We start from the raw sequence: 24,054 nt of genomic DNA on the forward strand, positions 1-24,054 counted from the left end.
GGTGGTATAATGGATTCACGGCTCACGAAAGCAATTGGTAGCAAGATTGCAAATGCAAAAATTGTGAAGACCTTAGGCAACGCATTTGGCGATTCGCTGAATAAAATGACGGGCTGGATTGGGAATGCGGCAGATGCGGTTAAAGCGAAACTGATACGTGATGCATTGGATATAAAGGATGCAGCAACTACAGGCTGGAAAAAGCTTCAGAATGCCTTGACGATTAAGAAGGTGGGCGATGATCTTGTTCCTGCGGGTCCTGGAGGAAATGTTAAACTTCATAATAGTCCTGATTCTGTACCTTCCAGTCCGTCACAGCATCATAAGGATATCTTTAGCGAATCCGAGGCTGGTAAGAAGGAATTGGCGGATCGTTTGAAGAATGAGGCTGAGGGGACGGGCAAATCTGATTTTATAACAGATCCTGTTGAAATGAAAAAGCATATCACAGTGCCTGAAGATGGATTTCAAGCATTCCTTGAGCGGAAGTACATTGAGATTAGAAAATCAGGGCTTGATGACATCGCAATTGTTGCTAAAAATACAGGATTAACAGAAGAACAGATATTAAAAATGAAAAGGCACTTATTCTTAGATACTAAACAGTTATCTGTTCGTGGTAAACCCTACGAAGAATTATATTTTCAAGCTGATCCTGATATTGCACATGCATGGCAAAAGGCACAAAAGGGAGAACTTAATGATGCAGAAAAGGAATGGTACTGGCTGGAGCAGCCATTGCAGTACCACTGCTGTTGTGAGCCAAGCAGTGTCCGATATTGCCCGCGGTGAGGTCAGCGATATGGGCACGTATGTGTCAACTGCCTTCCGAGAGACGGTCATTGGGGCGATATCTGGGGCGGTGTTTGGCCCGTTCGGACCGATGGCGAATCTAGGTGGATGTATGGCGTTTGGTGCAGTGTAGAGTGGGTTCGAGAGTGTCATTCGTCAGACGATGGAAGGCAAAGGCCTTAGTTTTGGCACAATGGCGCTGGATATGGGAATTGGCGGTTTAACCGGTGGTATAATGGATTCACGTCTCACGAAAGCAATTGGTAGCTGACGGGCTGGATTGGGAATGCCGCAGATGTGGTTAAAGCGAAATTGATACGTAATGTATTGGATATTAAGGATGCAGCAGCTACTGGTTGGAAGAAGCTTCAGAATGCTATGACGATTAAGAAGATGGGTGACAATCTTGTACCCGCGGTTAACATGGTACGAAGTAAATGACGGGTAAACGATACAACTTGTGCCATCAGAAATTAATAGCAAGTTCGGACATCTAGGTGGCGTAGGAGAGATAAACGCAAGAGCATTTAAGCCGGGTGGATTTACAAATAATTAGAAAGGAGCTTTCTCAAAGTGAAAATAAATGATGTGGTTTTCGGTGAACTCTTGAATATGATTATATGTGGAGCAGGAATACTACCATTGAATTTTGTGGAACAGAAGCCAATATTGCTTTGATGGTAGACGGAGATGACGATGGTGAATTTAGTGAGAAACAGTATGCTTCGTATAATTCTTTAATAGAAAACTGGGGGCATCTTCAACAAAGTATTTTGCAACCGATATTAGATTATTATAAACAAAAACGGTTTGAGCTTGGATATGATGTTTCATACAATGAGAATTACCCATTAATTGAAGACATCGACGAACTTTTTGGAAATATTAGGCTAGTAGGGATTTATGTACCTTCTGCGAGACGATTTGAGGCTAGATATATTGGACTAACGTTTGACTGTAAATGGGACATGGAAAATGGGGTTGGCATTCGTCTAATCGATGAAGAAGTCGCTAGGGTAGGATACCAAGATGTTGCCCTCTAGAGTTTTAGCAAGTTTTCTATCTATTGTAACTGCATGAATTTTACTTATTTAAATATTTTTTCAAACCAAATCCGGATCAATTATAATTTTCATGCTTTATTGATTTAATCTAAAACAACTAAAATTGAAAGGCATATTCCACTTAAATGAAAATATGGAGTATGCTTTTTTTTGTAAGGGAAATGACCCTGAAAAGTGAGGTAAAATAAAACCACTCCATACGAGTTGCGACAACTGCACTAACAGGATCATATCAAGGAGATTAATAACCATGAACATGGAGAAATTTAAACATAATTCAACGCGACGTAGAGCAGTTTCAAGAAAGAACTACGTTTGAATCATAATTTTCTCAACCTTAAAGAGGTGAAACTCCAGACCTATAAATGGTGGGAAAACCAGTGACGAATAAAGAAAACTTACTAAGGTACGAGCGAACCCAAGTAAACAAGCCGCTATAGTATAAAAGGGTAGCCCCATACCCATCAGCCCGAATAAGCTTCCGTCCCCACCAATAGCGTGGAGCCGGAAGCTTATTGTCTTGGAGCAGCATGGATGAAGACTGAAAAGGGGGGCCAACAATCAGCCGCTTTATAGCAGGCTTTCCCGCAGGCAATCGCAAATGTAGGCGATGTCCTGTTCATTCAAGCCGCCGTAGGTCGGCACATTCAGTCCTTGCGCCGCTATGCGGTTTGCGACGGGGAATTCCTCGTTGCGCTGCATGCCTTGATACGGCGGAAGCACATGCATCGGATAGAAGAACGGCCGCGTTTCAATGCCGCGTTCTTTCAGACGTTCCATAAAAGCGCCGCGCTGTTCTTCGTTATAACCGTTCAGCAGGATGCTGAACATCCAATAAACGTTTTTCGCCCATAGCTGCTCCGAAGGCAGCGTAAAGGCGCTGTTTCCTTCGAGCTGCTTGCGGTAAAGCGAGGCGACGCGTATCCGTTCGCCGACATGCCAGTCGATGTTCTCCATCTGTGCGCAGCCAACCGCCGCTTGCAAGTTCGTCAGGCGATAGTTGTAGCCAATGACAGGAAACCAATATTTGCGGGCGGGATCGATGCCCTGTCCGCGCAGAAGCTGCATTTTGCGGGCAAGCTGCTCGTCATTGGTCGTAATCATGCCGCCTTCGCCGGTCGTAATGATTTTGTTGCCGAATAGGCTGAACGTTCCCGTATGGCCCAGCGAGCCGGTCCGCTTGCCCTTGTATTCTGCGCCGGGCGCTTCCGCAGCGTCCTCCAGCACAAACAACCCATGCCGCTCTGCAACTTCCGATATAGCATCCATATTGGCAGGATGCCCGTACAGATGGACGGGAATGATCCCCTTCGTGCGAGGAGTAATCAGCCCCTCCAGCAGCTCGGGATCCATGTTCCACGTATCCGGCTCGCTGTCAACGAAGACGGGAGTGGCTCCGCAATACGTGACGGCATTGGCCGTAGCGATAAAAGTCAGCGTCGGGACGATGACCTCATCACCAGGGCCTACCCGGTGAGCCAGCAGAGCTAAATGCAGAGCGGTTGTGCCATTGCTGCAGGAGACAGCGAATTTCGTCCCGCAATAGTCGGCGAAAGCTTCCTCGAACGCATGAATATATTTGCCTGTTGAGGAAATCCAGGTGGAATCCAGGCAATCCATGACGTATTTTTTCTCATTTCCATTAAAAATAGGAACGGCAACCGGATAAAATTTGTCGCCCAACTTTATGCCTCCTCCGTGTTACGTTCACTCTTGGTTCAAAAGACGCTTCACTGTAGCAGGAACGCCAACGGCAAGCGTTTGATCCGGAATATTCCGAATGACGGCGGCACCGGCGCCAATCATGCAGCCTGCTCCAATGCGAATGCCGTCGATGACGACAGTGCCTGTTCCAAGAAAAGAGCCGTCGCCGACCGTTACGCCGCCGGACAGTGTGGAGCCAGGCGCCAGATGGCAAGCCTCGCCAATGATGCAATCATGGTCAACTGTGGCAGCCGTGTTAATAATAGTGAGGGAGCCAATTCGAGCATCCGGCTGGATGATGCCTCCCGGCATAACCGCAATGCCGCAGCCGAGCGTGGCGCTGGGAGCGATGTAAGCTAACGGGCTTATGGCATTAATCAGCTCAAAGCCGAGGCTTTGCACATGGTTGGCGAGCCGCAGCCGCGTCGCATTATCGCCAATCGCGATAAAAGCATGGCGTACACCCTGCTCCAGCAGCAGAGGAAGCAGGGAATCGTCGCCAAGCACGGGGACATTCAAGACCTGCCCGCCTTGCTCGCGGCCGATGCAGCCAATAACCTCATATGTCCGGCTGGTACGAAGAATATCAACGACGACTTTGGCATGTCCGCCGGCTCCAACAACAAGGGTACGATAAGGATTCGCTGAAACAGCATTCATGCCGTATAGGCTCCTTCAACAATAAAATAAGGGGGTGATGCAGCTACTCCCATCATATTCAAAGGCCGAAAAATTGCTTCACTCGCAGCCGGGCAGTCGTCCATTTTTTCAAATATAGTTGAAATCCCTAGCAGGCGGGGGCATGTGCCGTTGCTTTTTATCAGCGGGACAATACGCTATGGAGAAGGCAGAGCGATTGGAGGCGTGATATGAAACGCAAAAGAGCTCGTAAACAAGGAACAGCGAAGCGCGGCTCGCATAGCCGCATATCGCGAAGAAAACGCGGCAAGCAGGCGCGAGCTGGAAAAGTAGCAAGGACAGGAAGACGCAAAGGCAAGCGGGGCGGCAGGAAACTGCGCGGCTCGAAAAAAAGCAGGAATAGGCAGAAGGCAACCGATCAGTTACAGCTTGCAGTCGAGCCGCCGGCACCGGTCGAGCCGCCTCCAGCACCAATAGATACAGAGCAATTAAAAGCGAATAATGCGGCCTTCCGGCACGGATTGCCCGCAGGGGCACCAATTGTAGAGCTGCTGCGCCGGGTATTCCGGCTGGGGGATGATGATTTTATATGGGAGCTGTATCGACAGGTACTCCAGCGCGAACCGGATAGCGAAGGCTTTAACGGACATCGCAGCCATTTGGCCCATGGTACGCCTCGGGCGGTTATTGCTGCGGCTCTTCTTCAGAGCGCAGAGGCAGAAGCTATTTTTTCCCGCGTGCCTTCTGGAGAAACGAATACGACTGCCCATCTGATTCAGCATTTGTTCCCCGCTGCGGATTTGGATTTTATTCATGGCATTCACGTGCAAATGCTCAATCGGGCGCCGGATAGCAATAAAGTAGGACGATACACGACGGCCTTGAAGCAAGGACTGCTGCGCCGCGCATGGATAGCGAGCCTTGTCATGTCGGAGGAGTTCGGCCTGCTCATTAAAACGGCTTATTTGCCTCCGCTTGCAGCGAGTGCAGCCCGTGTAAACAGTCGGCAAATTGGCATGTTCCTTTGCTTTGGGGTGCAAATTGCGATGGATGGCGAAGGCATTGGCCGTTTCATCGTCCGCTTGTCGGAAGGCTTGCTTGCACTGGAGCATGATTTCACCCTTCATGTGGCGACAACGGAAGCAAATTATGCCGAGGCTGCGGCTGTTTACGCCCCGCTGCGCACGGCTTATGGCGATCGCTTGAAACTGCACCGAACAGACAGCATGGATACGGTGAACCGCACCGTGCCTGCGGATATATGGATTGTGCCGTATGTAGGGATGGCACTCGCCCAATATTTGGAAAAACCTTATATGGTTTGTCTGCATGATCTCGTATATTTGCATTTGCCAGAGCTGTACAGCGCGTATACCCAGCATTACCAATATATCCATTCTGTAGCACAAAAGGTGACGGAGAAAGCGGCGAAGGTAGTCTTCGCTTCGGAGTTTACGCGCAATCATGAGGGATTGGAGTTTCTCAAGCTGGCTGTCCACAAAACGGCTGTTGTGCGCTTTGCAGCACCGCATGAGGAATATGCGGTCTTTCAAACGCATAGCGAGGAGAAGTTCCGCGGCGCCTACAAACTGGATGGTCCATATTTGACCTTCCCGTCGGTTATAAGGCTGCATAAAAATCATGAGGGCCTCATCAAAGCCTTTTCGCTGTTCAAGCAGACGGAAGCAGGAAGAGCATCCGGGATGAAGCTTGTTTTTACAGACGATCTTGGAAATCGCCCGCGGCAGCAGGAAATATTAGCAGCGCTGAGCGAAATTGCCGATCCGGATATTCGCAGCTCAATCGTGTTTATCGGGCGCATAGCTTCGGCAGATTTGCCTTCCCTATACCGTTATGCCGCAGGCACAATTGTCCCAACACTGTTCGAGGGCAGTTGTCCTTTTCCAATACTGGAGTCGCTGCTGATGAATACGCCGGTCGCCTTCGGAAGGCTGGAAGTGGTGCAGGAGGTTATTAGCGACATGAGCTGCTTCGCAACCTTTCACCCGCATAATATCCTGGAGATGGCGGACGCTATTGGACGGCTGTCACGGGAGGGAGAAGAGGTTGTCCCACGTCAGCAGGCCGCGCTTAGCGACGCGTTGAACAGGAGATGGCTGGATGTCGCAGGAGATTATGCAAACATCATTGAAGAGGTGCAAGCAGCTGCCGACTAAGGCAGCAGCTTGCCGTAATACCGCCAATACGTATCGCGAAAAACGTTTAAATAACGTTTTGCCACATCATCCCAGCTTTCAGCTGGATCATGAATGCCCGCTACGGCGGCATTTTTGTATTCATCATAATTTCCAGTCATATCTTCTAGCGCTTGAACGATGGAATCAGGGCTGTGGGGGTTGAACCAGGCGATTTTGGCACTATGCCGCGCCAAATGCTCCCGCATGACCGGAATGTCCGAACAGAGCACCGGGGTACCGAGGCGAAGCGCTTCTTCGACCGGGTAGCTCCCGCCACCTTCCGAAAGGCTGGGCATAATGAGAGCCCAAGCATTTTTAATGAGCGCGGGAATATCCTCATCCCCTACAAAGCCGAGCGGGTAAAGATCACGATTGACGACAAGTCCTGTTCGGCGAATGGTGGAGATGAGCGTTGGAATCCAACTATGCTGCGGTGTGCAATCCGGAAACGGCTGCCGCAGCGTTTCGGTTAAATAGCCGGTGAGCACTAGCGGGCATTTTGTGCGCCCCTTCCAGTGGGACAAGGCTTCGAGTAGATTATTATGGTTTTTATGCGGCGACGTATTGGATGGATAAATGATGTATTTGGACGGAATACGGGCAGCGGTGGCTGGAGAGACTTGGCTTGAATATTGTGCGGCAATTGGTGTGATGGCATGGGGCACGACAGTTGCCAAGTGATGGCGGGCGCCGAAATGGGCAATGAGTCGATTTTTCACATGCTCAGAAGAAACGACAACGGACGTGACGTGATCCAGCCATTTTTTTGATAAAATCCAGTGGCCCTTAAGCTGCTCGCCATCCATAAATGGAGGTACATAATCAAACATCGTCGTATCATGAAAGGTACAGACAGTTGGACGGTCAAGAGCGTGATAGGGGTGGGTGTGCGGCCAATAATAATAGACGACGTCTATGCCGACAAGCAGATAGGAATTTTGGTCGGAATCGATGCTGTGTTGGGTGGATACCATCTCAACCTTGTCTAATGCCCGTAGTTCTGCAACATTTCGTATGAGGGAATCGGGCGAGAGGACGAGTCTGATCTGTTCGACATCCGGCTGCCTGGCCATAGCTGAAATCAAATTATGGAGCAGCCTCATTCCACCGCCGATGGAAAAATGGACAGACCATACAAGAATCCGCATTGTTACAAACCTCCTGCTGGCGACGATGCTGTCTCCTGCCTATCAGGAAGGATGCCAGCCGTTGCTCCGTGAAATATGAAAAATGTTGCGCTTGCGAATTCAATATATGTCGGCGAGCGGGCAGTTATTCGCACCAGGAGCAATGTACAGGCCCGCAGCGGGTTTAAATGCCTGCGAGCTTCAGCACATGTTCAAGCTTATTTATATTAACGACAATATTGTCCGTTCCAACGAAGGGCTTGGGTGGCTGCTCCACCTCGCATACGATTTCATAATAGTCTACGCCAGCATGTGCGCATAGCTTCCAGAAATAAGGGTCAACGAAGGTGGAAGGAGCAAGCTCAAAAAGAGCTGCGCCCGGCTCGCAAAAAGCGATGTTGATGCTCCCGCTCCCGAAGGGGGCCACAATATGCTGCGCTGACGAGAAAATCGCAATTTTCTCTGCGGTAGAGAGCGGAGTGAGCACGATTTCCCTGAAGCCCTTGCTCTTGAGATAACGGAGAACCTCGTCCTCGTTGGTGACAAAGCGGGCCGCGGCATCCTTGCGGGTAATATAGAGACGCTCAAAGCCCTTTTTGGCTTTCACACCCCGGTCAGCTTTAAGCCGCTTAGCCATGAAATGCGATGCCCACGGCGGACATTTGCCGACCATCAGCGGCACCGCTGGCACGATTAGGCGGTCGGCGAGCAGATGGAAGTCCGCATCCTCGACCTGAATGCACTTATGGAGCGGAATGCCGAGCATGGCGAGCGATTCATAATGAAAAGGGTGAAACAGCTTGCCAATGACATATTTGTCAATTGAAATGCCGCTTTTCTCCAGCAAATGGAGCCTGGGCAGCAGGTCGAAAAACCAGTGTCCAAAAATGTTTTGCGTACAGGCATTAATATGAGGCATATTCCAGCCCCAAATGAGCGTGGCGACCGTTCCCTTGAAGTGCTGAGGCTCCGGCAGCTCCGAGAAATCAATGAGCGGGCAGTCGAGCTCGACATCACGCAGCCGCTTATTGTCCGGCGTAACGACATAAGCGTTGCTCGTCACCAGTCGTCCGCCAGGAATGGAGGCCAGAAAAGCTTCGTCAAAGGCAGAAGTCGTCACCCAGCGGGGCTGGTCGATGCCTTTGCCCGCAGGAAGCGTCAGCGTTTCAGCTGGGTAAATGACCTGATAGTAATAGGAAAGCAGATCGGGAGGGACAGCCGCTTGCTGCGCCCAATCTCTCGTTTTTTCATAAAACTGCTGAGGGATAGTATAGATAGGGATCGCCTCCTTCAATCCGAATCATGCAGCGCGCTTGGCCTATCGTTATACGCGCTGCATAATGCTAGAATTGCAAAATATGCTTCCATCTCTAACCGTAATGATCGGCAAGCTCCTGCTGCCGCCCAATGATCGGCCGGAATTTGGCAGGGCAGCCTTTAGGGAACAGAACCCCTAAACCGTTGGAATGCTCGAAATGCAAATGAGGCATTGTCGAAAGCTCCGCCCAAAGCCGGTAAACACCAAAATCCGCGAGCCGAACAACGGTGTCATGAAATAAAATGATGCCGCCCTCCGCAAGCTTCGGAAGCCAAGTCGTGTAATCGTGCAGAACGGCTTCGTATGCATGATAGCCGTCAATATGCAATAGTTGAATGGAACCGTCGGGAAAGGCAGCCAGCGCCTGGTCAAAGGTGCCGCGCAGCGGTGTTCCGATGCCAGGGAATTCACGAGCGCTTACGGCATTGACCGCAGCGTACATCGAATCATCAAGCGTACCGTAAGCTCCGGTATGGGCATCGCCCATCCACGTATCCACCGCATAGCATAAGCTTTTCAATTGAGCATCTTTAATCGCTTGGCAAAAGCTGAAATAGGATGTGCCGTATAGCGTACCTAGCTCCACAATTAGGCTTGGGCGAGCAAAACGGACAAGATCATAAGCGAATTTTCGATGCCCGGACCAAGCTCCGCCTGCGATAAAGCTTGCAGGAAGCTCAGGTGCTGCATCTGCAATAAATTTCGGGTTGTGAAACGTCCAGTCCATAACATCCTCCTGCCTTGCAAAATAGAAGCATAACTACACTATCCTATGTGCAGCTTGCCAGATAGGATAGGGCAGTTGCGCCAAGTCAAAGCGCACATTTCTCCTCTTTATAGACGTACAGCCGCCGTTACGCGCGCATTTCCCCTACATACAATGACAACATAAACGAATAATTCCCAATGGATGCGAGGTGGAAAGGTTGAGAAGCCGCAGTAGAAAAAGCGGTCGTGCGGGGAGAAGAACCCCGCGCAGCTCACAAGGCGGCATTCGCCGCCGCACAGCCAGACGCTCAGGGGGCCGCGGGCGCAGACAGCGCGGAAGCCAGGCGAAGGCGAGGCGCGGGTGGGCGCTGCAGCCTGCAATCATCCGAGGGCTGTGTGCAAAAGCGCGAAACGGAGGTCTCGCAGCGGGCTTAACGACGAGACAGGAGCCTGAGCCAGCCGATGAGCTGCAGCACTTGCAGCGGTTATGGCATAGCTACTGTCTTGCGGCGGGCGGGGCAGCTTCTAAATCAGCATATTTGGCCTGTATGAAGGCCTTCATAGAGGGATATTTTGCCGCTACGGGAAGCCCAGCGCCAAATTGGGTGCTGCTGCCAACTAACCGGACGGTGGCGGTGGTAGTGATGGCGATGAATGAAGAGGAATCCATGGCTTCCATGATTGGGCAATTGGAGAGGCTTCCTCTAAATGAAATCGTCGTTGTGGTGAACGGCTCGACCGACACGACGGCCAGCAAAGTTCGGGAAAGCAGCAAAGCTGTGCTCATTCATTACGCCGGAGCACTCGGTCATGATGTGGGACGGGCGGTGGGCGCAAGAACAACGGTTTCGGATATCGTATTGTTCGTCGATGCAGATATTCCGGTTGCTGCGGAGCAATTGCTGCCTTTTATTGAAGCAGTCGCTGGAGGGACGGATATGGTGCTCAATAATTTATCTTCCTATATGGGGAATTTTTCGGGAAGAGATGAAGTTATGATGCTGAAGGAATTCATTAACCGCTCGGTGAATCGGCCCGATCTTACCGTTAATTCCTTGACTGCCGTTCCACATGCGCTCTCCCGTAAAGCGATTGAGGCGATTGGAGCAGCGCATCTGGCCGTTCCGCCAAAGGCGCAGGCGATTGCACTCCGATATGGCCTCAAGGTTGGTACAGCGAGCATGGTGGATGTCATTCGACATAATCGGCTGCGTCCGGGAAATGTAGGCATGGGCAATCAGGTAGCGAGGCTTATTGTGGGCGACCATCTGGAAGCGCTGGCGTGGATGATGAACGCGGGAAATGCTCGCCTGCAATATACGGACGGAGTAAGGGAACGCAAAAGTGCTGGCGGAGGAGGGGAATAAATGCTGACCAGTATTATTATTCCAACCTACAACCGCTTGCCGCTGCTGCAGGAGGCGATTTATTCCATTCGCAGCAGTACACCGGAAGCCTATGAGCTAATTGTCGTGGATAATGGCTCAACGGATGGCACAATCGACTATTTACGTGAGCAGCATATTACATTTGTCGGCTTGCCGAGCAATCAGGGCTTTCCCGCCGCCTGCAATTGGGGGCTTCGTCTGGCCCGCGGGGAGCAGCTGCTGCTGCTGAACAATGACGTGCTGGTTGCGCCTGGTTGGCTTGGCAAGCTTAGGCAGGCTTTATCAAGCGGCAAGCAGGTTGGCATCGCGGGGCCGATGTCCAACTTTGTAAGTGGCAAGCAGCAAATCGAGATGCGCGGCAATTATATGGAGATGGCGAGGCAGCTCGCCGCAGAGGCGGGAGGCAATTATGAGGAGGTCAGCCGATTGGTTGGCTTTTGCCTGTTGTTTTCGCGGGAGCTGATGGACCGAATTGGTCTGCTGGATGAGCGTTTCTCGCCCGGTCATTATGAGGATGATGACTATTGCTATCGTGCGCGGCAAGCAGGCTACCGACTGCTGATGGCTAAGGATACATTCGTTTATCATCATGGCAGCGCAAGCTTTAAACAAGAGGGACAGGATGCGGTAGAGCGTCTGCTTGCCCGTAATCGGAAGCTGTTTACAGACAAGTGGGGTGTGGATCCGCAGCAGTTTATTTAAAATATAGGAAAGGATATCTTAAAGCTGTCCTTTCTAAGCTATCCTTTCTCTATATTACTCGGAATGAAATGCGCCTCGCCGCCAAAGGCCGGCGACAGCCGTTTCACCTTGACCAAATCCAAATTTTGCACCAAAGCAGGAGGTGTTCAGCATGAAAAAAGCAAGAAGGCGCAAAGCCTCCAGCATTCCGATTAAGCGGCGGAAGAGGCGTACCGTTTCAAAGAGTAAAAATCGTTCGGCAAAGCCCGACAAGCCACAGGCGGCCATCATACCCTATCAGGATGGTTATCAAATCGGTCATCAGGAAGGCTACAGTAAAGGCTATGAAGATGGAAGCAAGCAGGCAGAGGGAGAAAAAACAGATCACTCGCATGGCTGGGAGCTAGCTGAGAAGGCTGGCTACGAGAAAGGGCTGAAAATCGGGCGCTACGAAGGCGGTGATGCCATCATCGACGAGCAGCTGCCGGAAACTCATGTGCTTCCAGATACATCCGTAGCACAGGTCATCGCATCGGGCATCGCTGCGCTAGGAGAACGCGTCGTCCACCTTTTGACAGCTGAGCAGGTGGCAGGGAAATTGCTGGAAGCGCTGGAGCAGCGCAAGCCGCTATCTGTCGTCCGTCTTGGTGATGGTGAGCTGTTGACGCTGGCACAGGAAAGTGTGCTGCCGACTGAACAGATTCGCCAGGAGGGCGGGTTTTTAGAGTATGCCGGAGTGAAGGTGCCGGACATTGCTGCACGCGACCGCTTGCTGGCAGCGGTAAAGCGGGCTGACATTGTAGGCATTCCCAAGCTGCGGCAGCCGAACTACCAACGGCTGGCTACGGCCGTTTTTCAATCGTATGGCATTGATTTTCGCAGTAAAGTGCTGACAGATTCGCTCGTTAATTATCGTTTGTTTCAAGACGGCCATTTGTCCCGCCTGATGAAAGGACGAAGAGTGCTTGTTGTTGGGAATTTGGCGCAGCCGCTCGCCAAAGTGCTCGCTGAGAGCGGCGTGGTGGTTGCGGGAGCTGTTGAGCAGGTTCAGGGAATCCATGATGTGGACCGGGTGATGGGGGAGATCAGAGGGCAAAACTTTGATCTGGCTTTAGTGTCAGCAGGCATTGCGGCTGTAATCCTTGCGGATGCGATAGCAGCGGAAATGGGCAAGGCTGCGCTTGATTTTGGCCATATGGCTAATTCAATTATCAAAGGGGAGGCCCCGATTCAGGCTTAATCGGTGGCAGCTAGCGTTATTCAAACCCGTTCTCCTCATAATTAAACAGGGAAGCTAATGTCAATCGTATAGCTTTTTCGTAAAGCGATTTTATGTAACCGTCCCGTGAGGGACGGTTGTTTTGCTGTAATGGACGCAGCAGCGCTTAGGAAGGGATAGTGCCAATTGTAGCAGTAAGCGACGAGTAAGTGATGTCAGCTGTAGTACCTGTCGTGATGACGACCCCTGATACTGTAACTTGCAGCTCGTACGTGTGACTGCCTGCAGCCAGGCCGCCGTTGAAGTAAGTGATCGGAATTACTCTGTCCAAAGAGAACAATCCAAGCAGCGTGATTGCAAGCAAGTCGGAGCTTGCTACTGTAGCAACAGTGACGCCGTCTTGCAGCAGGTCTACTGTAATTGTCGGGTTGAGCGCTACAACCAGAAGAGCAGTAAAGTTAAGGGATACATTAACGGTACCTTCAATAATCACTTGGTTGGAAGTAGCCGTTACCGGAACAATTAGAGTAGCAGCAACAACAGCTGTATCAGCAGCAGTGATAGAAGTCGGAACAGCACCCTGGATACCTACAACAGCAGAACCAGGGCCAGTTAATCCTGTAGGTCCAGTAGGTCCAGTAGGTCCTGTTGGTCCGGTAGGGCCAGTAGCTCCAGTAGCACCAGTAGCGCCAGTAGCGCCAGTAAGTCCTGTTAGGCCAGTTAATCCTGTTTCACCCATAATTGATTCATCTCCTTTCAATCGTATACCACATCATATGTTGATAGAGAGAGAGAGCAACGGTATTTGTCCAAGGATAATCGTATATTTTCTAAAATGATAGGTTCTGCTGTGAGAATGGCCCTCCTGCTTCTTCAAATGCAATACAGGCGGCGATAAATGCCCGATTTGCGGCAAGGGCAGGCAATTCGTCCACTATGAAAGCTCTAGCAAAGCATACGATGTTGAAGAGACGATACTATTCTATACTTTCGGGGCCGGCTATGGTAGGAAGGAGCTGCATATTGGCTACACGCACATGTATAATAGAAAGCCATTTATTTTGGGGTGAACCGGCATGAAGGCGGTCATTATGGCGGGGGGGAAAGGGACGCGCTTTTGGCCGAGAAGCACGACGGCAAAGCCGAAGCAGTTCCTTTCCTTAACATCCGGCGAGGCTACCATGCTGCAGGAAACGTACAGCCGTTTTCGCAGCTGCTTGCCGGAGGAGGATGTATATGTAGCAGTCAGCCGCAACTATTTGCCGCTTGTTCGGGAGCAGTTGCCGCAGCTCAGTGAAGATCAGCTCATTATTGAGCCAGAGCAGCGGGATACGGCCCCTTGCATTGCGCTGACGGCGAGTTTTTTTCAGAAACGGGGATTAAATGATGTTATTGTAACGGCTCCTTCGGATCAGTATATTCCAGATGCTGCCGAGCTGATAGAGGCGCTGCGAGCAGCGGAATTGGCGGCTCGGGATGAAGGCGTTGTCGTAACGATGGGGATTGTGCCAACAAGGGCAGAGACGGGATACGGCTATATTGAAGCGGATGAGCATGAAGATGGCAAATATGGGCCAGACATAAAGACGGTAAAAGCTTTTATCGAGAAGCCGACGCTCTCGCGGGCGGAGGAACTGATCGCGATACCGAATATGTACTGGAACAGCGGCATTTTTATATGGAAGCCGTCGACTATTGCAGGCTACATGCAGCTGTACCAGCCGGAGATGTGGCGCGTTTTTGAGCTTGAAGGAGAGCAGTTGGCTCATGCTTATGTGCAGCTGCCAAAGCTTTCTATCGATTATGCACTTATAGAAAAGCTGGAACGACTGTATACGCTGCCGATTGCTTTTACATGGGACGATGTTGGCGTGTGGACGTCGCTTGAACGCATATTCGGAGTGGATAGCGATGGGAATATTTTGCTCGGAAAAATCTATCCGACAGGCACGAGCAATAGCATTGTTTACGCGGAGAAGCAGCGGGTAATGGTCATTGGCATTGATAATCTGATCGTCGTATCGACGGACGAAGGACTGCTGATTTGTCATAAAACGCAGGAGCAGGCGGTTAAACAAGCGATAGCCGCGATGGATGCTGAGCGGGAGGGAGGCATGCCGTGAAAGCATTGATTACAGGCATAACCGGCTTTGCCGGAAGCCATTTGGCAGAATACTTGCTGGCGCATCAAATGGAAGTGTCCGGCACCGTCAGAAAGACCAGCAGCATTAAGCATATCGCTCATTTGCTGCCTGCTGTGAGGCTGTATGAATGCGAGCTGACTAATGAAGCAGATGTGGAAAAAATGATAGCTGACGTTAAGCCGGACATGATTTTTCATCTGGCAGCGCAAAGCTTCGTGCCAAAGTCGTGGGAATCGCCGCTCGCGACAATCTACAACAATATTGCCGGGCAAATTCATTTGCTGGAAGCGGTACGAAAGGCAGGAATTAACTGCAAGCTGCTGATCGCCTGCTCCAGCGAGGAATATGGCCAAGTGGATAAGCAGGATATTCCGATAAAGGAAACGACACCACTGCGTCCGCTCAGTCCCTATGCCGTCAGCAAAATTACGCAAAATTATTTAGGTTACCAATATTATCGCAGCTATGGGATGCATATTGTCTGCATGCGAACTTTCAACCATACAGGACCGCGGCGCGGCGAGCAGTTCGTAACCTCCAACTTTGCGAAGCAAATTGTCGAAATCGAGCGGGGACTGAAGACGCCCGTTCTATATGTAGGCAATTTGGAGGCAAAGCGCGACTTTACCGATGTGCGCGATGTTGTGCGAGCGTACCACTTGGCTATTGAAAAGTGCGAGCCTGGAGAAGTGTACAATATTGCGTCGGGAAGCTCCCGGGCGATTGGCGAGATGCTGCAGACGCTGGTCGGCCTTAGCAGCAGCACCATTTCGATTCAGGAAGATCCGGCACGGCTGCGGCCTGCGGATGTGCCCGAGCTGATCGGCGATTATTCTAAATTTCATCATCGTACAGGCTGGCGGCCGGAAATTCCTTTTGAGCAGACGATGCAGGATTTGCTAAGCTACTGGCGGGCGGAATTAGGTTAGGCTGCATGTAGGATGACCACGTCTGTTGGGAACAGCATATGCTTACGCTTGGATTGTTTTTTGGCTAATACCCTCTAGACGGAAAATCGGACGGTGACTTTACTGCTGTCTGATAAAGGTGTAGAGGGTGTTTTTACGTTGCTCTTATGCTATTGCCAAGCAAAAGTGGCACAGAGCTGCTGGAAAAAGCAAACTGCCCCAGCATTTACGCCAGAGGCAGTCCGTGTTTCGTGTGATTTTAAAGTTAGAGAAGCGTAAGCTCGGTCAGGCGTGCACGGATCATGCCGCCAACCGCCTGCGGCGAAAAGGAAGTGTGAATCGTATGCTGCCCCTGCGCTGCAATGGCTTCACGCCACTCCGGCTCTTTTATAAGCCTTTGCATATACAAAGCGGCGTGATGCACATCAGGCTCAGCCCAAGTTTGATACCCCTGATACGGTCCCCAATCGGTACCGACCTGCACCAGCTCGTAATTGACGGGACAGGAGTTGGTCTCGTTCATAAAGTCAGTATTTCCGGACCAGTTCGTGCCAATGACCGGTTTTCCTAAATACATCGCTTCTGCTAGGCCCAGTCCAAAGCCCTCAGCGCGATGCAGCGAGACAAAACAATCCGTGACACTCAGCAGTGAGTTGACTTCCATGCGAGAGAAAATATGATCAATAATAAAAATATTGTTGTGCTCGGCAGCGAGCTGATGAAGCGGTTCTATATCCTCCGGGCGGAAATTCGTATTGTTGACCTTGAGTACGAGCCCGACCGTTGGATCATTTTTTGGAAAAGCGAGCCGGAATGCTTCTACGACGGCTTGCGGATTTTTGCGATGCGTATAGCTTTGCACATCGTACATCATTGTGAACAGGAAGCGGTCCTCTGGCAGCCCAAGTGATTCCCTCGTCACCTCAGGAGAAGTTTCAACCTCCACGCCATGAGGAATGATGACGACAGGGACAGGAGATTTCTGCACGACCGAATCAAGCACGAAGCGGCTCGATACCCACACCTCCTGCACCAGCTTGAACGCTGGAACGAACTCTTCCGGAAAATCCGGGAGCTCCCAGTGCCAGTAGCCAATATTGTAGCGGTTGTGGAACAGGCTGCGCCCAAAATGGTCCATCGCCTGAGCCATATAATCTGCATTCATATGAAACAGGTTCGTGTTAAAGGAGCGGTCTTCTGTTTTTTTATGGTCCCAGCTCATATCCGACATCCGGGTGGCGACCTGAAGCGGAAAGTTTAAAATGCCGAAAGGAATCTCGGCTCGTTCAATCGCTCTTGCCGCAAGTCTGGCCGATTCGCCAATGCCCATTTCCGCATGAATAAAGCCGACAAGATTTATGCCCTGTGCGGTCCATGGCTGCGGATCAAGAACCTTTTCGGCAGGAGGGTGCTCTTCTGCTTGACGAGTCTGTTTGACGTGTTGCGATAGGCTGGTGGAGGCACGATTTTTTGTTTTTCGAAGACCGCCGTTGTTTTTCTTTCTGCGTTCGGCCCGCCGCTTGGCGCGCGGTTTGATGGCTTTGCGTTTACGGCGTTTGGCCAGCAGCGTTTTATTGGAAGAGCTGTGTTTCTTGCGTTTGGCGGACGTTAGATGTCGCTTGCGCTTAAGTGATTTGGCCACTTGTTTCCTTCCTTTCTCGTGAGTAGCATGAGGAGAAATCGTTAGCGGATACGCGCTTGACTATAATGTATTCACGATGGACCTCACATTCATAGACAATGACCTAATGGCTAGTAAAAGCGGCGTATGACTAGAAGCATGCAGAATGCGCGGCAATAGGCAAGCGGTACTAATCGAGGACGCTTTGCTTTATACACGGAGCGTGGGAGTGTGTGCGGTGGCCGTGCCGCAAAACAGCTTTGCTGCATAAGCCATAATTGATGGACAACTTGACGATTAAACAACTTGCGAAAAAGAAGGGGGAAGGAGCGATGGTGGCTATGACAAGACAGCAATTTATTGCAGCATTGGCGCCTGCCGTCATACAAGTACGGCGCGAGGGCTCACCGATGCTGCCATCTGTACGGCTGGCGCAGTATATATTGGAAACCGGAGGTGTCATTCATTCCTGGTACAATTTAGGGGGCATTAAAGTCTTGGGAGCTTCGCCCAATGCCTACTGGCAGGGCCAAGCTGTTGTCAAAGGAACATGGGAGCATGTCGATGGCCGAAATATAAATACGAGCGCGGCCTTTCGTGCATACAGCAGTGTCTATCATTTTATGAAGGATCAGGATCTGCTGTTTATGAAAGCGCGCTATGATCGGGTAAGGCTTGCGAAGACGCCAGAGGAACAGGCGCAAATGCTGCTGGCCTGCGGCTATGCAACCGATCCGGCGTATGCAGCCAAGCTGATCGCCATCATAAACAGCAATGGACTTCGGCAGTATGATGACGAGGCTGCGGCGGCTGTAAAAACAACTGTATTTCAGGGCGCGAAGACGGTGCCGATTTTGCAAGGAGGGATGGTGGAGGTGATCGGTTATGAGCGTGCCGGCACCGTATGGGTGCCAGCGAGAGCGCTCGGCAGCCGCCTCGGCGGAACAATTGGCTGGACGGGTTCAAAAGTAACGGTGAATGGCCAAGTGCTGGAGTCGCTGCTGGATGGAGGAACGGGGTATGTAACGATGCGTGCGCTGGCTGCTTCCCTGAATAAAAAAATCGAATGGGAACCGAGCACACGCACCGTGACGATTATATAAGGGCAAGGCAGCTATTTTTTACGCTGGGAGGCTGCCCAGAAAGCAAGCACAATCAGCGGAATCGTTATAAACCACGGAATGTGAATGGTTCTGCCAGCAACAAAAGCGAAAATAAACAACAGCACGAAGCCGAAAATAATATACAGACAGCCTCTTCCGAAAGTATTCATAAAATCTGCGCACCTCCTACCATAAGGAACTCATCCCTTATCATACGAAGCAATCTTTAGCAGGTTGCATGAAAATAGGAGCTGCGCAAAATTAAGTGTTACAGCCAGGTTGTTTTCTCTGAATAAGGCTTGCGCGCAGTAGCAGGAGCTTCACCTTGCGGGTATCCGATGAAAAGGGTTCCGATTATTTTTTTGCCCTCCGGCGACCCAATAAAGGCAAACATCCGCTCGTCATGAACGAGGCCGATGCCGCGTGTACGCCATACAAGTCCAAGTCCCAGCGTTTCGGCGGTCAGCCACATGGAGTGAATAGCGCAGGCTGCGGCATATTCATTGTCCTTGGAGGAAGCTTCGTCCCCTTCAATGATATCGGCCGTTACGACAATGGCAAGGGGCGTCGTTTCCAGCACTTTAATCGATTCTTTTACTAAATGCGGCTTGGTTGGAAAACGCTCCTCCAGATAGGTGCGCGCCAATTGCTCATAACGCTGCTTCGCTTCGCCGCGAACGACATAAAAATGCCAAGGCTCCCGCAGGCGGTCGTTAGGGGCGAGCGTAGCAGCTTCCAGCAAAGCAGCGATTTTCGCTTCCTCTACTTCCTGCGGCAAATAATTGCGCACTGCGCGTCTTTGTTTCAAAGCATCAAGCAAGGTAAGGGCGGTCATTGTTATCTCTCCTTCTATTTGGTGCTGCAGCATCTTCTTCGTATAGCAAGCTGATCAGTACTCTATAACTATACAGCGGAACAAGAGATGTGGAAAGGGTGAAGCGGCTCTCGCTGCAAGATCCCTCCTCAGCATCATTCATTTTTCCGTCTGCTATAGTTGGGATATAATAGGGATATAGTTACATCAGAAGGGATTGAACATAATGGGGAAAGCATTTGAAAAATTATTGCCAGAGCATGAGGAGTTTATCGGGCGGCAGCATATGTTTTTTGTAGGATCGGCTCCGCTGACGGCGGAGGGCCATGTTAATATATCTCCGAAAGGCTACGATACTTTTCGCATATTGTCGAGCCAGGAGGTCGCTTATCTTGATTTGACAGGGAGCGGCAACGAAACGAGTGCGCATGTGCTGGAAAATGGCAGGATGACGATTATGTTTGTAGCCATGGAGGGAAAGCCCGTTATTATGAGGTTATTCGGCACAGGAAACGTAGTATTGCCAGGAACCGAGCGCTGGAGTGAGCTGATTGGGAGGTTCGAACTGCTGCCAGGTGCTAGGCAAATAATTGTGCTCGATATTCATAAGGTGACGACAGCGTGCGGATTTAGCATCCCATTTTATGACTATCAGGGCGAACGGGAACAACTGAAGGATTGGGCCGAGAATACAGGCGATCAAAAGCTTGTTGCCTATCAGAATGAAAAAAACAGCTACAGCCTCGACCGGCTGCCTACCCCGCTTGGCATTCAGAGGCAGACAGTCGAATCGTAAGCGGCAAGCTGCCTTCTTTTTCATTCGTTCGTATAAAGATTATAACGGGAAAAAAGCTTCCAAATCAGCTCTCTGCGGCTGGACACTTCCGTTTTGGCAAAAATAGATTTGAGATGATCCTGCACCGTATACGAGGAAATATGCAGGGAACTGGCCAGTTCCTTCGTGGATAGGCCTCGCCATAACCGTTCGACCAGCTGCTTCTCGCGCGAAGTCAGCGCGTAAGCTTCGGTAATGATTGGCAAAATATCGCTGGGCTTCGCAAGCTCGAACCAAACCGCAAGCTGCACCGAGCGATCAGCAGCCTGGAGCTTGCTTGCCCGCAGCGATAAGTAAGGACCATCAGGAATCCGAATACATACTTTTGCAGCGGCCTGTGGTTCCTTGTCCGTGGCATTGGCAGCCAAAGCTCTCGAGCATACAGCTCGCACCGGTCTAGGCAGAGTCTGCTCATCCATATACTCCCACCCCCGAAGCTCCGACAGCCAGCTGTTTGCAGCTTCATTGCTTGATAGTGGCAGCAACTGCTCGGACAATATGAGAATGCCAGGATCGTCATGAAAGGCAGCGCCCTCGCCATCTGGCAGCAGCAAGCGGGCTTTTTTCAAGGTGCGGGCCATGCTCGGCACTAAGGAAGCGATATATAAGCGCTCCTCTTCTTGAAAAAACGGCTCATTGAGCAGCCGAAATAACGTCAAATACCCCCAGCAAGCTCCATCCACCGTAAGTGCTGCCCGCAGCTCATCTCCAAAGCCGGCAGGCTGCAGCACCTTCATATATTTGAGGCTGCGGCTTAAATCGCCCTCGGTTGCACCGCTTAATGTAGCAACGGGCTCCGCAAGCTTGGCAAGCTCCTCATACGAGTTGAAATCCTCTCGTAAATATTCATATTCAAACAATAAATGATGAATGGCCTCTACGCCTTCCTCCGTAACTGCGCCAGTAGACAGCATCGTATGCGGATCGACGAGCGTACAGCATGCGGCTGTAAAAGGCAGCGTCGTTCGCAGCTCTGCAAGCAGCCTCTCCCTGTATTCGCTGGAGCGGAGGTTAGCTTCCTCTAATTTGGCGAGCTGTTTCCGTACACCTTCTCTTTGCTTGTTCATTCCAGCTCTCCTGATTACCCACATTTATGGGATAGTGATTTTGAGGCGACCCGATATAATTAACATTAATTACAGGCTACATTTTACAGAATACCCGCCAAATTGAAAAGGGTGGACCATATACAGAAGATGAAGGGAGAGCTGTACCGATGAATGGGAAGCAGCTGCAGCAACAGAAGGCAATGAGTTGGAATGATCCCCGAGTGGAGGGCTATGGACGAACGATATCTTTGAAAATACCCGGCTATTTCATGCTGTATGATATGACGGACCGCTTAATGAACGTGATGCTTGGCCCTGAGAGGGAACAGGACATATTAGTCGTTGGCGCAGGCGGCGGGCAGGAGATTGTGACGCTCGGCGGTGCGCATCCAGGGTGGCGCTTTACCGGGGTTGATCCGTCTGCGCGCATGCTGGCGATAGCAGAGCAGCGCATCCGAATGGAGCGATTAGAAGCGGGAGTAACGCTGCGTGAGGGAACGGCAGACGAGCTGCCGAAGGACAAGCTGTACGATGCAGCGACTTCCCTGCTGGTCCTGCATTTTATAAAGGGGCTGGATCAGAAAAGGGCGCTGCTGCGCAATATAGCCGAGCGTTTGAAGCCGGGAGCACCGTTATTGATTGCTGCAATAAGCTGTGATCGCCAGGAAGAAGCTTTTGCCGTGCAAATGAGCGCTTGGCAAAGCCACATGCTGGATAATGGCATTCCGCTTGAGGATTGGGAGCGATTTGCCGCCTCCCTTGGCGCCGAATCAGACCCCGTGCCGCCAGAGCAGGTGGAAGAGCTGCTTTGGGAAGTAGGCTTTAGACATGTTTCGAAATTTTTCGGTTCCTACCTTATTACAGGATGGTTTGCTGTTAAAGCAGATGGCGAGCGCAACATAGTAGAGAAGAGGCAGGACAAATGAAACAAGACATCGTTGTTATAGGCGGCTATGGCCATGTGGGCGGAGATATAAGCAAGCAGCTCGGAGCAAAGTTTCCAGGAAAAGTGTATGCGGCGGGCAGAAGCCTAGAGCGAGCGAAGTATTTCGCGGACCAGACGGGTGGCCAGGTGAAACCCATGGCATTTAATTTAACCAACTGGAAGCAAGAGATGGATTTCGAACGAGTGAAGCTCGTGGTCATGTGCATGGATCAGACGGATGATGCCTTTGTGCACGCTTGTCTGCGGAGTGGCACGCATTATGTAGATATTTCGGCGTATGGCCCTTTCCTGACCAGCTTAGAGAAGCATACAGAGGAAGCTGCACAGGCGCAGGCGACAGCAGTGCTTAGCGTCGGGCTGGCGCCAGGTGTAACGAATTTGCTTGCACGCAAGGCACAGCAGGAGCTTGATCAGCTGGATAGCGTAGATATCGCAATTATGCTGGGACTGGGCGATCAGCATGGCAAGGCGGCGATAGAGTGGACGGTCGACAGTATTGGCCGTGCATTTTCCATTGTTGAAAATGCCGGCAGCACGCAGACGGTCAGCTTTAGCGGCGGCAAGCGCACCGACTTTGGCAAGGAGTTGGGCAGCCGTATGGCTTACCGCTTCCCGTTCTCCGATCAGCAGTCGCTGCCAAGAACGCTGAAAGTGCCAACCGTATCAACAAGGCTTTGCTTCGATTCAGGTGCGGTCACCCGCTTGGTTGCATGGATACGCGCAACGGGATTATTCCGGCTGCTGAAGGTCAAATGGATTCGCTCTGCTGCTGTGAGCAGCTTTGGGATGATGCGTTTTGGCTCAGACGGCTATGCGGTTAAAGTAGATGGCTGGGGAACGAAAAATGGTGCGAAGAAGCATGTTCAATATTTGGTGGATGGTTCCCATGAGGCGGCAGCGACCGCTAAAGTGGCGACCGCTGTTGCCACCGCAGTGTATGAAGGCGGACTGCCAGGCGGCGTATTCCATACGGAGCAGCTATTTGAGCTGGTGAAGAGCGGCAAAGGCAAGATTGCCCTGCAAGCCGCTGCGGGCATTACGAAACGACCGCAGATCATTGAAGGCTTGAGATATGACAGCTGGGAGTAAGGCTGGAGCACTATCAGGGTCGTTATAATGAATGTACCTCATTTGAATGATGACTAGCTGCAGCACGTTTAGCGCTGGCAGAGGCGGCAGGCTTTGGTTGCTTCTTGCTTTTAGCAGCTGTTGTTGAGAAGGGCGAATAACCGCGAGCATGCATTTTGCCGATTTTATAGCCCTTGTTGAGCGCAAGCTCGGTAGGACTTGGCTGCTGCTCACGCTCCAGCAGTCTTACTAAAATTAACGCTGCCGCTCTCGCATCATCAAGTGCATCATGGTGATTTAACGGTATTTGATAATAGCCAGCTAATACGTTCAATCGGTAGGAGGGCATGTCCGGCAGCAGTTTTTTGCTAAGCTGGTAGGTGCAATAATAATGAAATGCCGGATAAGGCAGAGCCGCATCATCTAGGCAATAACGCAGGACGCTCATATCGAAGGAAGCATTATGCGCTACTACCTGTTTATTTTTTAATAATGGGTCAAGTATAGGCCATAGCTCGGAAAAAGTAGGGCTATCCGCCACCATAGCCGGAGTGATGCCGTGAATTTCGATGTTCATCCGGTCAAAATGCTGCTGCGGATTAATGAGCCAAACCTGCTCGAAAACGATTTTGCCACCCTGCACCTCGACGATGCCGATCGCGCAGGCGCTGGAGCGATTGGAGTTGGCGGTTTCAAAGTCAATTGCCACAAAGTCCATGGTGCATCCC

General features: G+C 51.0%; 22 protein-coding genes and 3 pseudogenes. 14 read left to right on the forward strand and 11 right to left on the reverse strand.

The genetic code is table 11. The annotated features are described in order from the left end of the window. The 4 genes and pseudogenes from ABEW34_RS23645 to ABEW34_RS23660 all read left to right on the forward strand — a co-directional run. Positions 1-792 (forward strand): annotated as a pseudogene (locus ABEW34_RS23645) (hypothetical protein); the annotation flags it as partial. 10 nt (positions 793-802) lie between these two features. Next, complete coding sequence (locus ABEW34_RS23650; RefSeq protein ID WP_430161960.1) at positions 803-925, forward strand: hypothetical protein; 123 nt, start codon at positions 803-805, stop codon at positions 923-925. Positions 926-1,207: 282 nt separating this feature from the next. Then, positions 1,208-1,348 (forward strand): annotated as a pseudogene (locus ABEW34_RS23655) (HNH endonuclease); the annotation flags it as partial. A 17-nt stretch (positions 1,349-1,365) separates the two neighbouring features. After that, positions 1,366-1,835 (forward strand): annotated as a pseudogene (locus ABEW34_RS23660) (DUF6985 domain-containing protein). A gap of 591 nt (positions 1,836-2,426) precedes the next feature. Here the strand turns inward: ABEW34_RS23660 and ABEW34_RS23665 are convergent. Together ABEW34_RS23665 and ABEW34_RS23670 are read right to left on the reverse strand one after the other, a co-directional pair. Continuing rightward, the gene (locus ABEW34_RS23665; protein ID WP_430161962.1) at positions 2,427-3,539 is read right to left on the reverse strand and encodes a DegT/DnrJ/EryC1/StrS family aminotransferase; all 1,113 of its coding nucleotides are present in this window, start codon (positions 3,537-3,539) and stop codon (positions 2,427-2,429) included. A 24-nt stretch (positions 3,540-3,563) separates the two neighbouring features. Beyond that, the gene (locus ABEW34_RS23670; protein WP_430161964.1) at positions 3,564-4,220 is read right to left on the reverse strand and encodes an acetyltransferase; all 657 of its coding nucleotides are present in this window, start codon (positions 4,218-4,220) and stop codon (positions 3,564-3,566) included. Positions 4,221-4,429: 209 nt separating this feature from the next. Between ABEW34_RS23670 and ABEW34_RS23675 the strand changes: the two genes are divergently transcribed. Continuing rightward, positions 4,430-6,376 (forward strand): DUF4214 domain-containing protein, encoded by a 1,947-nt coding sequence (locus tag ABEW34_RS23675; RefSeq protein ID WP_430161966.1) that lies wholly within the window; start codon positions 4,430-4,432, stop codon positions 6,374-6,376. Here ABEW34_RS23675 and ABEW34_RS23680 read toward each other — a convergent pair. From ABEW34_RS23680 to ABEW34_RS23690, 3 genes are all read right to left on the reverse strand, one after another. Further along, a complete protein-coding gene (locus tag ABEW34_RS23680) occupies positions 6,373-7,545 on the reverse strand; it encodes a glycosyltransferase family 4 protein (protein WP_430161968.1) in 1,173 nt (390 codons plus the stop codon). The two genes, ABEW34_RS23675 and ABEW34_RS23680, sit on opposite strands and share 4 nt — an antisense overlap. A gap of 163 nt (positions 7,546-7,708) precedes the next feature. Further along, on the reverse strand, positions 7,709-8,818 hold the full coding sequence (locus ABEW34_RS23685) for a glycosyltransferase family 61 protein (RefSeq protein ID WP_430161970.1): 1,110 nt from the start codon (positions 8,816-8,818) through the stop codon (positions 7,709-7,711). 76 nt (positions 8,819-8,894) lie between these two features. After that, positions 8,895-9,569 (reverse strand): class I SAM-dependent methyltransferase, encoded by a 675-nt coding sequence (locus ABEW34_RS23690; protein ID WP_430161972.1) that lies wholly within the window; start codon positions 9,567-9,569, stop codon positions 8,895-8,897. A 199-nt stretch (positions 9,570-9,768) separates the two neighbouring features. Between ABEW34_RS23690 and ABEW34_RS23695 the strand changes: the two genes are divergently transcribed. From ABEW34_RS23695 to ABEW34_RS23705, 3 genes are all read left to right on the forward strand, one after another. Further along, entirely contained in the window at positions 9,769-10,917 is a 1,149-nt protein-coding gene (locus ABEW34_RS23695) for a glycosyltransferase (protein ID WP_430161974.1), read from the forward strand. Next, positions 10,918-11,640 (forward strand): glycosyltransferase family 2 protein, encoded by a 723-nt coding sequence (locus ABEW34_RS23700; protein WP_430161976.1) that lies wholly within the window; start codon positions 10,918-10,920, stop codon positions 11,638-11,640. It begins immediately after the preceding gene. Between the two features lie 151 nt (positions 11,641-11,791). Beyond that, positions 11,792-12,859, forward strand: a complete 1,068-nt coding sequence (locus tag ABEW34_RS23705) for a GT-D fold domain-containing glycosyltransferase (protein WP_430161978.1) — start codon at positions 11,792-11,794, stop codon at positions 12,857-12,859. Positions 12,860-13,004: 145 nt separating this feature from the next. On the opposite strand, the gene ABEW34_RS23710 is transcribed toward ABEW34_RS23705, so the two are convergent. Continuing rightward, positions 13,005-13,577 (reverse strand): hypothetical protein, encoded by a 573-nt coding sequence (locus tag ABEW34_RS23710; RefSeq protein ID WP_430161980.1) that lies wholly within the window; start codon positions 13,575-13,577, stop codon positions 13,005-13,007. Between the two features lie 337 nt (positions 13,578-13,914). On the opposite strand from ABEW34_RS23710, the gene ABEW34_RS23715 reads away from it, so the two are divergent. Both ABEW34_RS23715 and ABEW34_RS23720 read left to right on the forward strand, forming a co-directional pair. After that, positions 13,915-14,961, forward strand: coding sequence for a mannose-1-phosphate guanylyltransferase (locus tag ABEW34_RS23715; RefSeq protein ID WP_430161982.1), 1,047 nt, complete (start codon positions 13,915-13,917; stop codon positions 14,959-14,961). Further along, positions 14,958-15,911: a GDP-mannose 4,6-dehydratase gene (locus tag ABEW34_RS23720; protein WP_430161983.1), complete on the forward strand. Its 954-nt coding sequence runs from the start codon at positions 14,958-14,960 to the stop codon at positions 15,909-15,911. The genes ABEW34_RS23715 and ABEW34_RS23720 overlap by 4 nt, the downstream gene beginning before the upstream one ends. A gap of 244 nt (positions 15,912-16,155) precedes the next feature. On the opposite strand, the gene ABEW34_RS23725 is transcribed toward ABEW34_RS23720, so the two are convergent. After that, positions 16,156-17,532: a glycosyltransferase family 4 protein gene (locus ABEW34_RS23725; RefSeq protein ID WP_430161985.1), complete on the reverse strand. Its 1,377-nt coding sequence runs from the start codon at positions 17,530-17,532 to the stop codon at positions 16,156-16,158. A gap of 311 nt (positions 17,533-17,843) precedes the next feature. Here ABEW34_RS23725 and ABEW34_RS23730 point away from each other — a divergent pair, with 311 nt between their 5' ends. Continuing rightward, complete coding sequence (locus tag ABEW34_RS23730; protein ID WP_430161987.1) at positions 17,844-18,614, forward strand: glucosaminidase domain-containing protein; 771 nt, start codon at positions 17,844-17,846, stop codon at positions 18,612-18,614. A gap of 11 nt (positions 18,615-18,625) precedes the next feature. On the opposite strand, the gene ABEW34_RS23735 is transcribed toward ABEW34_RS23730, so the two are convergent. Together ABEW34_RS23735 and ABEW34_RS23740 are read right to left on the reverse strand one after the other, a co-directional pair. Next, entirely contained in the window at positions 18,626-18,784 is a 159-nt protein-coding gene (locus ABEW34_RS23735; protein ID WP_172455654.1) for a hypothetical protein, read from the reverse strand. Between the two features lie 98 nt (positions 18,785-18,882). Further along, positions 18,883-19,449, reverse strand: coding sequence for a nitroreductase family protein (locus tag ABEW34_RS23740; RefSeq protein WP_430161989.1), 567 nt, complete (start codon positions 19,447-19,449; stop codon positions 18,883-18,885). A gap of 205 nt (positions 19,450-19,654) precedes the next feature. Between ABEW34_RS23740 and ABEW34_RS23745 the strand changes: the two genes are divergently transcribed. Then, positions 19,655-20,224, forward strand: a complete 570-nt coding sequence (locus ABEW34_RS23745; RefSeq protein ID WP_430161991.1) for a pyridoxamine 5'-phosphate oxidase family protein — start codon at positions 19,655-19,657, stop codon at positions 20,222-20,224. A gap of 20 nt (positions 20,225-20,244) precedes the next feature. On the opposite strand, the gene ABEW34_RS23750 is transcribed toward ABEW34_RS23745, so the two are convergent. Then, positions 20,245-21,330, reverse strand: coding sequence for a helix-turn-helix transcriptional regulator (locus ABEW34_RS23750; RefSeq protein WP_430161993.1), 1,086 nt, complete (start codon positions 21,328-21,330; stop codon positions 20,245-20,247). A gap of 149 nt (positions 21,331-21,479) precedes the next feature. Between ABEW34_RS23750 and ABEW34_RS23755 the strand changes: the two genes are divergently transcribed. Beyond that, positions 21,480-22,238 carry a class I SAM-dependent methyltransferase gene (locus ABEW34_RS23755; protein ID WP_430161995.1) on the forward strand — a complete coding sequence of 253 codons (759 nt, stop codon included), beginning with the start codon at positions 21,480-21,482 and terminating at the stop codon, positions 22,236-22,238. Continuing rightward, complete coding sequence (locus tag ABEW34_RS23760; RefSeq protein WP_430161997.1) at positions 22,235-23,347, forward strand: saccharopine dehydrogenase family protein; 1,113 nt, start codon at positions 22,235-22,237, stop codon at positions 23,345-23,347. Before ABEW34_RS23755 ends, ABEW34_RS23760 begins: the two co-directional genes overlap by 4 nt. 22 nt (positions 23,348-23,369) lie before the next feature. Here the strand turns inward: ABEW34_RS23760 and ABEW34_RS23765 are convergent, their stop codons facing one another. Further along, positions 23,370-24,044 (reverse strand): 3'-5' exonuclease, encoded by a 675-nt coding sequence (locus ABEW34_RS23765; protein ID WP_430161999.1) that lies wholly within the window; start codon positions 24,042-24,044, stop codon positions 23,370-23,372. Between the last annotated feature and the right edge of the window lie 10 nt (positions 24,045-24,054).

It is taken from the genome of Paenibacillus algorifonticola, assembly GCF_050481745.1.
Classification (GTDB): Bacteria; Bacillota; Bacilli; order Paenibacillales; family Paenibacillaceae; genus Pristimantibacillus; species Pristimantibacillus algorifonticola_A.

Bases quoted from the DNA above. Each gene is read 5' to 3' on its own strand.
- ABEW34_RS23650 (WP_430161960.1), top strand. From the start codon at position 803: ATGGGCACGTATGTGTCAACTGCCTTCCGAGAGACGGTCATTGGGGCG.
- ABEW34_RS23670 (WP_430161964.1), bottom strand. From the start codon at position 4,220: ATGAATGCTGTTTCAGCGAATCCTTATCGTACCCTTGTTGTTGGAGCC.
- ABEW34_RS23675 (WP_430161966.1), top strand. From the start codon at position 4,430: ATGAAACGCAAAAGAGCTCGTAAACAAGGAACAGCGAAGCGCGGCTCG.
- ABEW34_RS23680 (WP_430161968.1), bottom strand. From the start codon at position 7,545: ATGCGGATTCTTGTATGGTCTGTCCATTTTTCCATCGGCGGTGGAATG.
- ABEW34_RS23690 (WP_430161972.1), bottom strand. From the start codon at position 9,569: ATGGACTGGACGTTTCACAACCCGAAATTTATTGCAGATGCAGCACCT.
- ABEW34_RS23700 (WP_430161976.1), top strand. From the start codon at position 10,918: ATGCTGACCAGTATTATTATTCCAACCTACAACCGCTTGCCGCTGCTG.
- ABEW34_RS23705 (WP_430161978.1), top strand. From the start codon at position 11,792: ATGAAAAAAGCAAGAAGGCGCAAAGCCTCCAGCATTCCGATTAAGCGG.
- ABEW34_RS23710 (WP_430161980.1), bottom strand. From the start codon at position 13,577: ATGGGTGAAACAGGATTAACTGGCCTAACAGGACTTACTGGCGCTACT.
- ABEW34_RS23715 (WP_430161982.1), top strand. From the start codon at position 13,915: ATGAAGGCGGTCATTATGGCGGGGGGGAAAGGGACGCGCTTTTGGCCG.
- ABEW34_RS23730 (WP_430161987.1), top strand. From the start codon at position 17,844: ATGGTGGCTATGACAAGACAGCAATTTATTGCAGCATTGGCGCCTGCC.
- ABEW34_RS23735 (WP_172455654.1), bottom strand. From the start codon at position 18,784: ATGAATACTTTCGGAAGAGGCTGTCTGTATATTATTTTCGGCTTCGTG.
- ABEW34_RS23740 (WP_430161989.1), bottom strand. From the start codon at position 19,449: ATGACCGCCCTTACCTTGCTTGATGCTTTGAAACAAAGACGCGCAGTG.
- ABEW34_RS23745 (WP_430161991.1), top strand. From the start codon at position 19,655: ATGGGGAAAGCATTTGAAAAATTATTGCCAGAGCATGAGGAGTTTATC.
- ABEW34_RS23750 (WP_430161993.1), bottom strand. From the start codon at position 21,330: ATGAACAAGCAAAGAGAAGGTGTACGGAAACAGCTCGCCAAATTAGAG.
- ABEW34_RS23755 (WP_430161995.1), top strand. From the start codon at position 21,480: ATGAATGGGAAGCAGCTGCAGCAACAGAAGGCAATGAGTTGGAATGAT.
- ABEW34_RS23760 (WP_430161997.1), top strand. From the start codon at position 22,235: ATGAAACAAGACATCGTTGTTATAGGCGGCTATGGCCATGTGGGCGGA.
- ABEW34_RS23765 (WP_430161999.1), bottom strand. From the start codon at position 24,044: ATGGACTTTGTGGCAATTGACTTTGAAACCGCCAACTCCAATCGCTCC.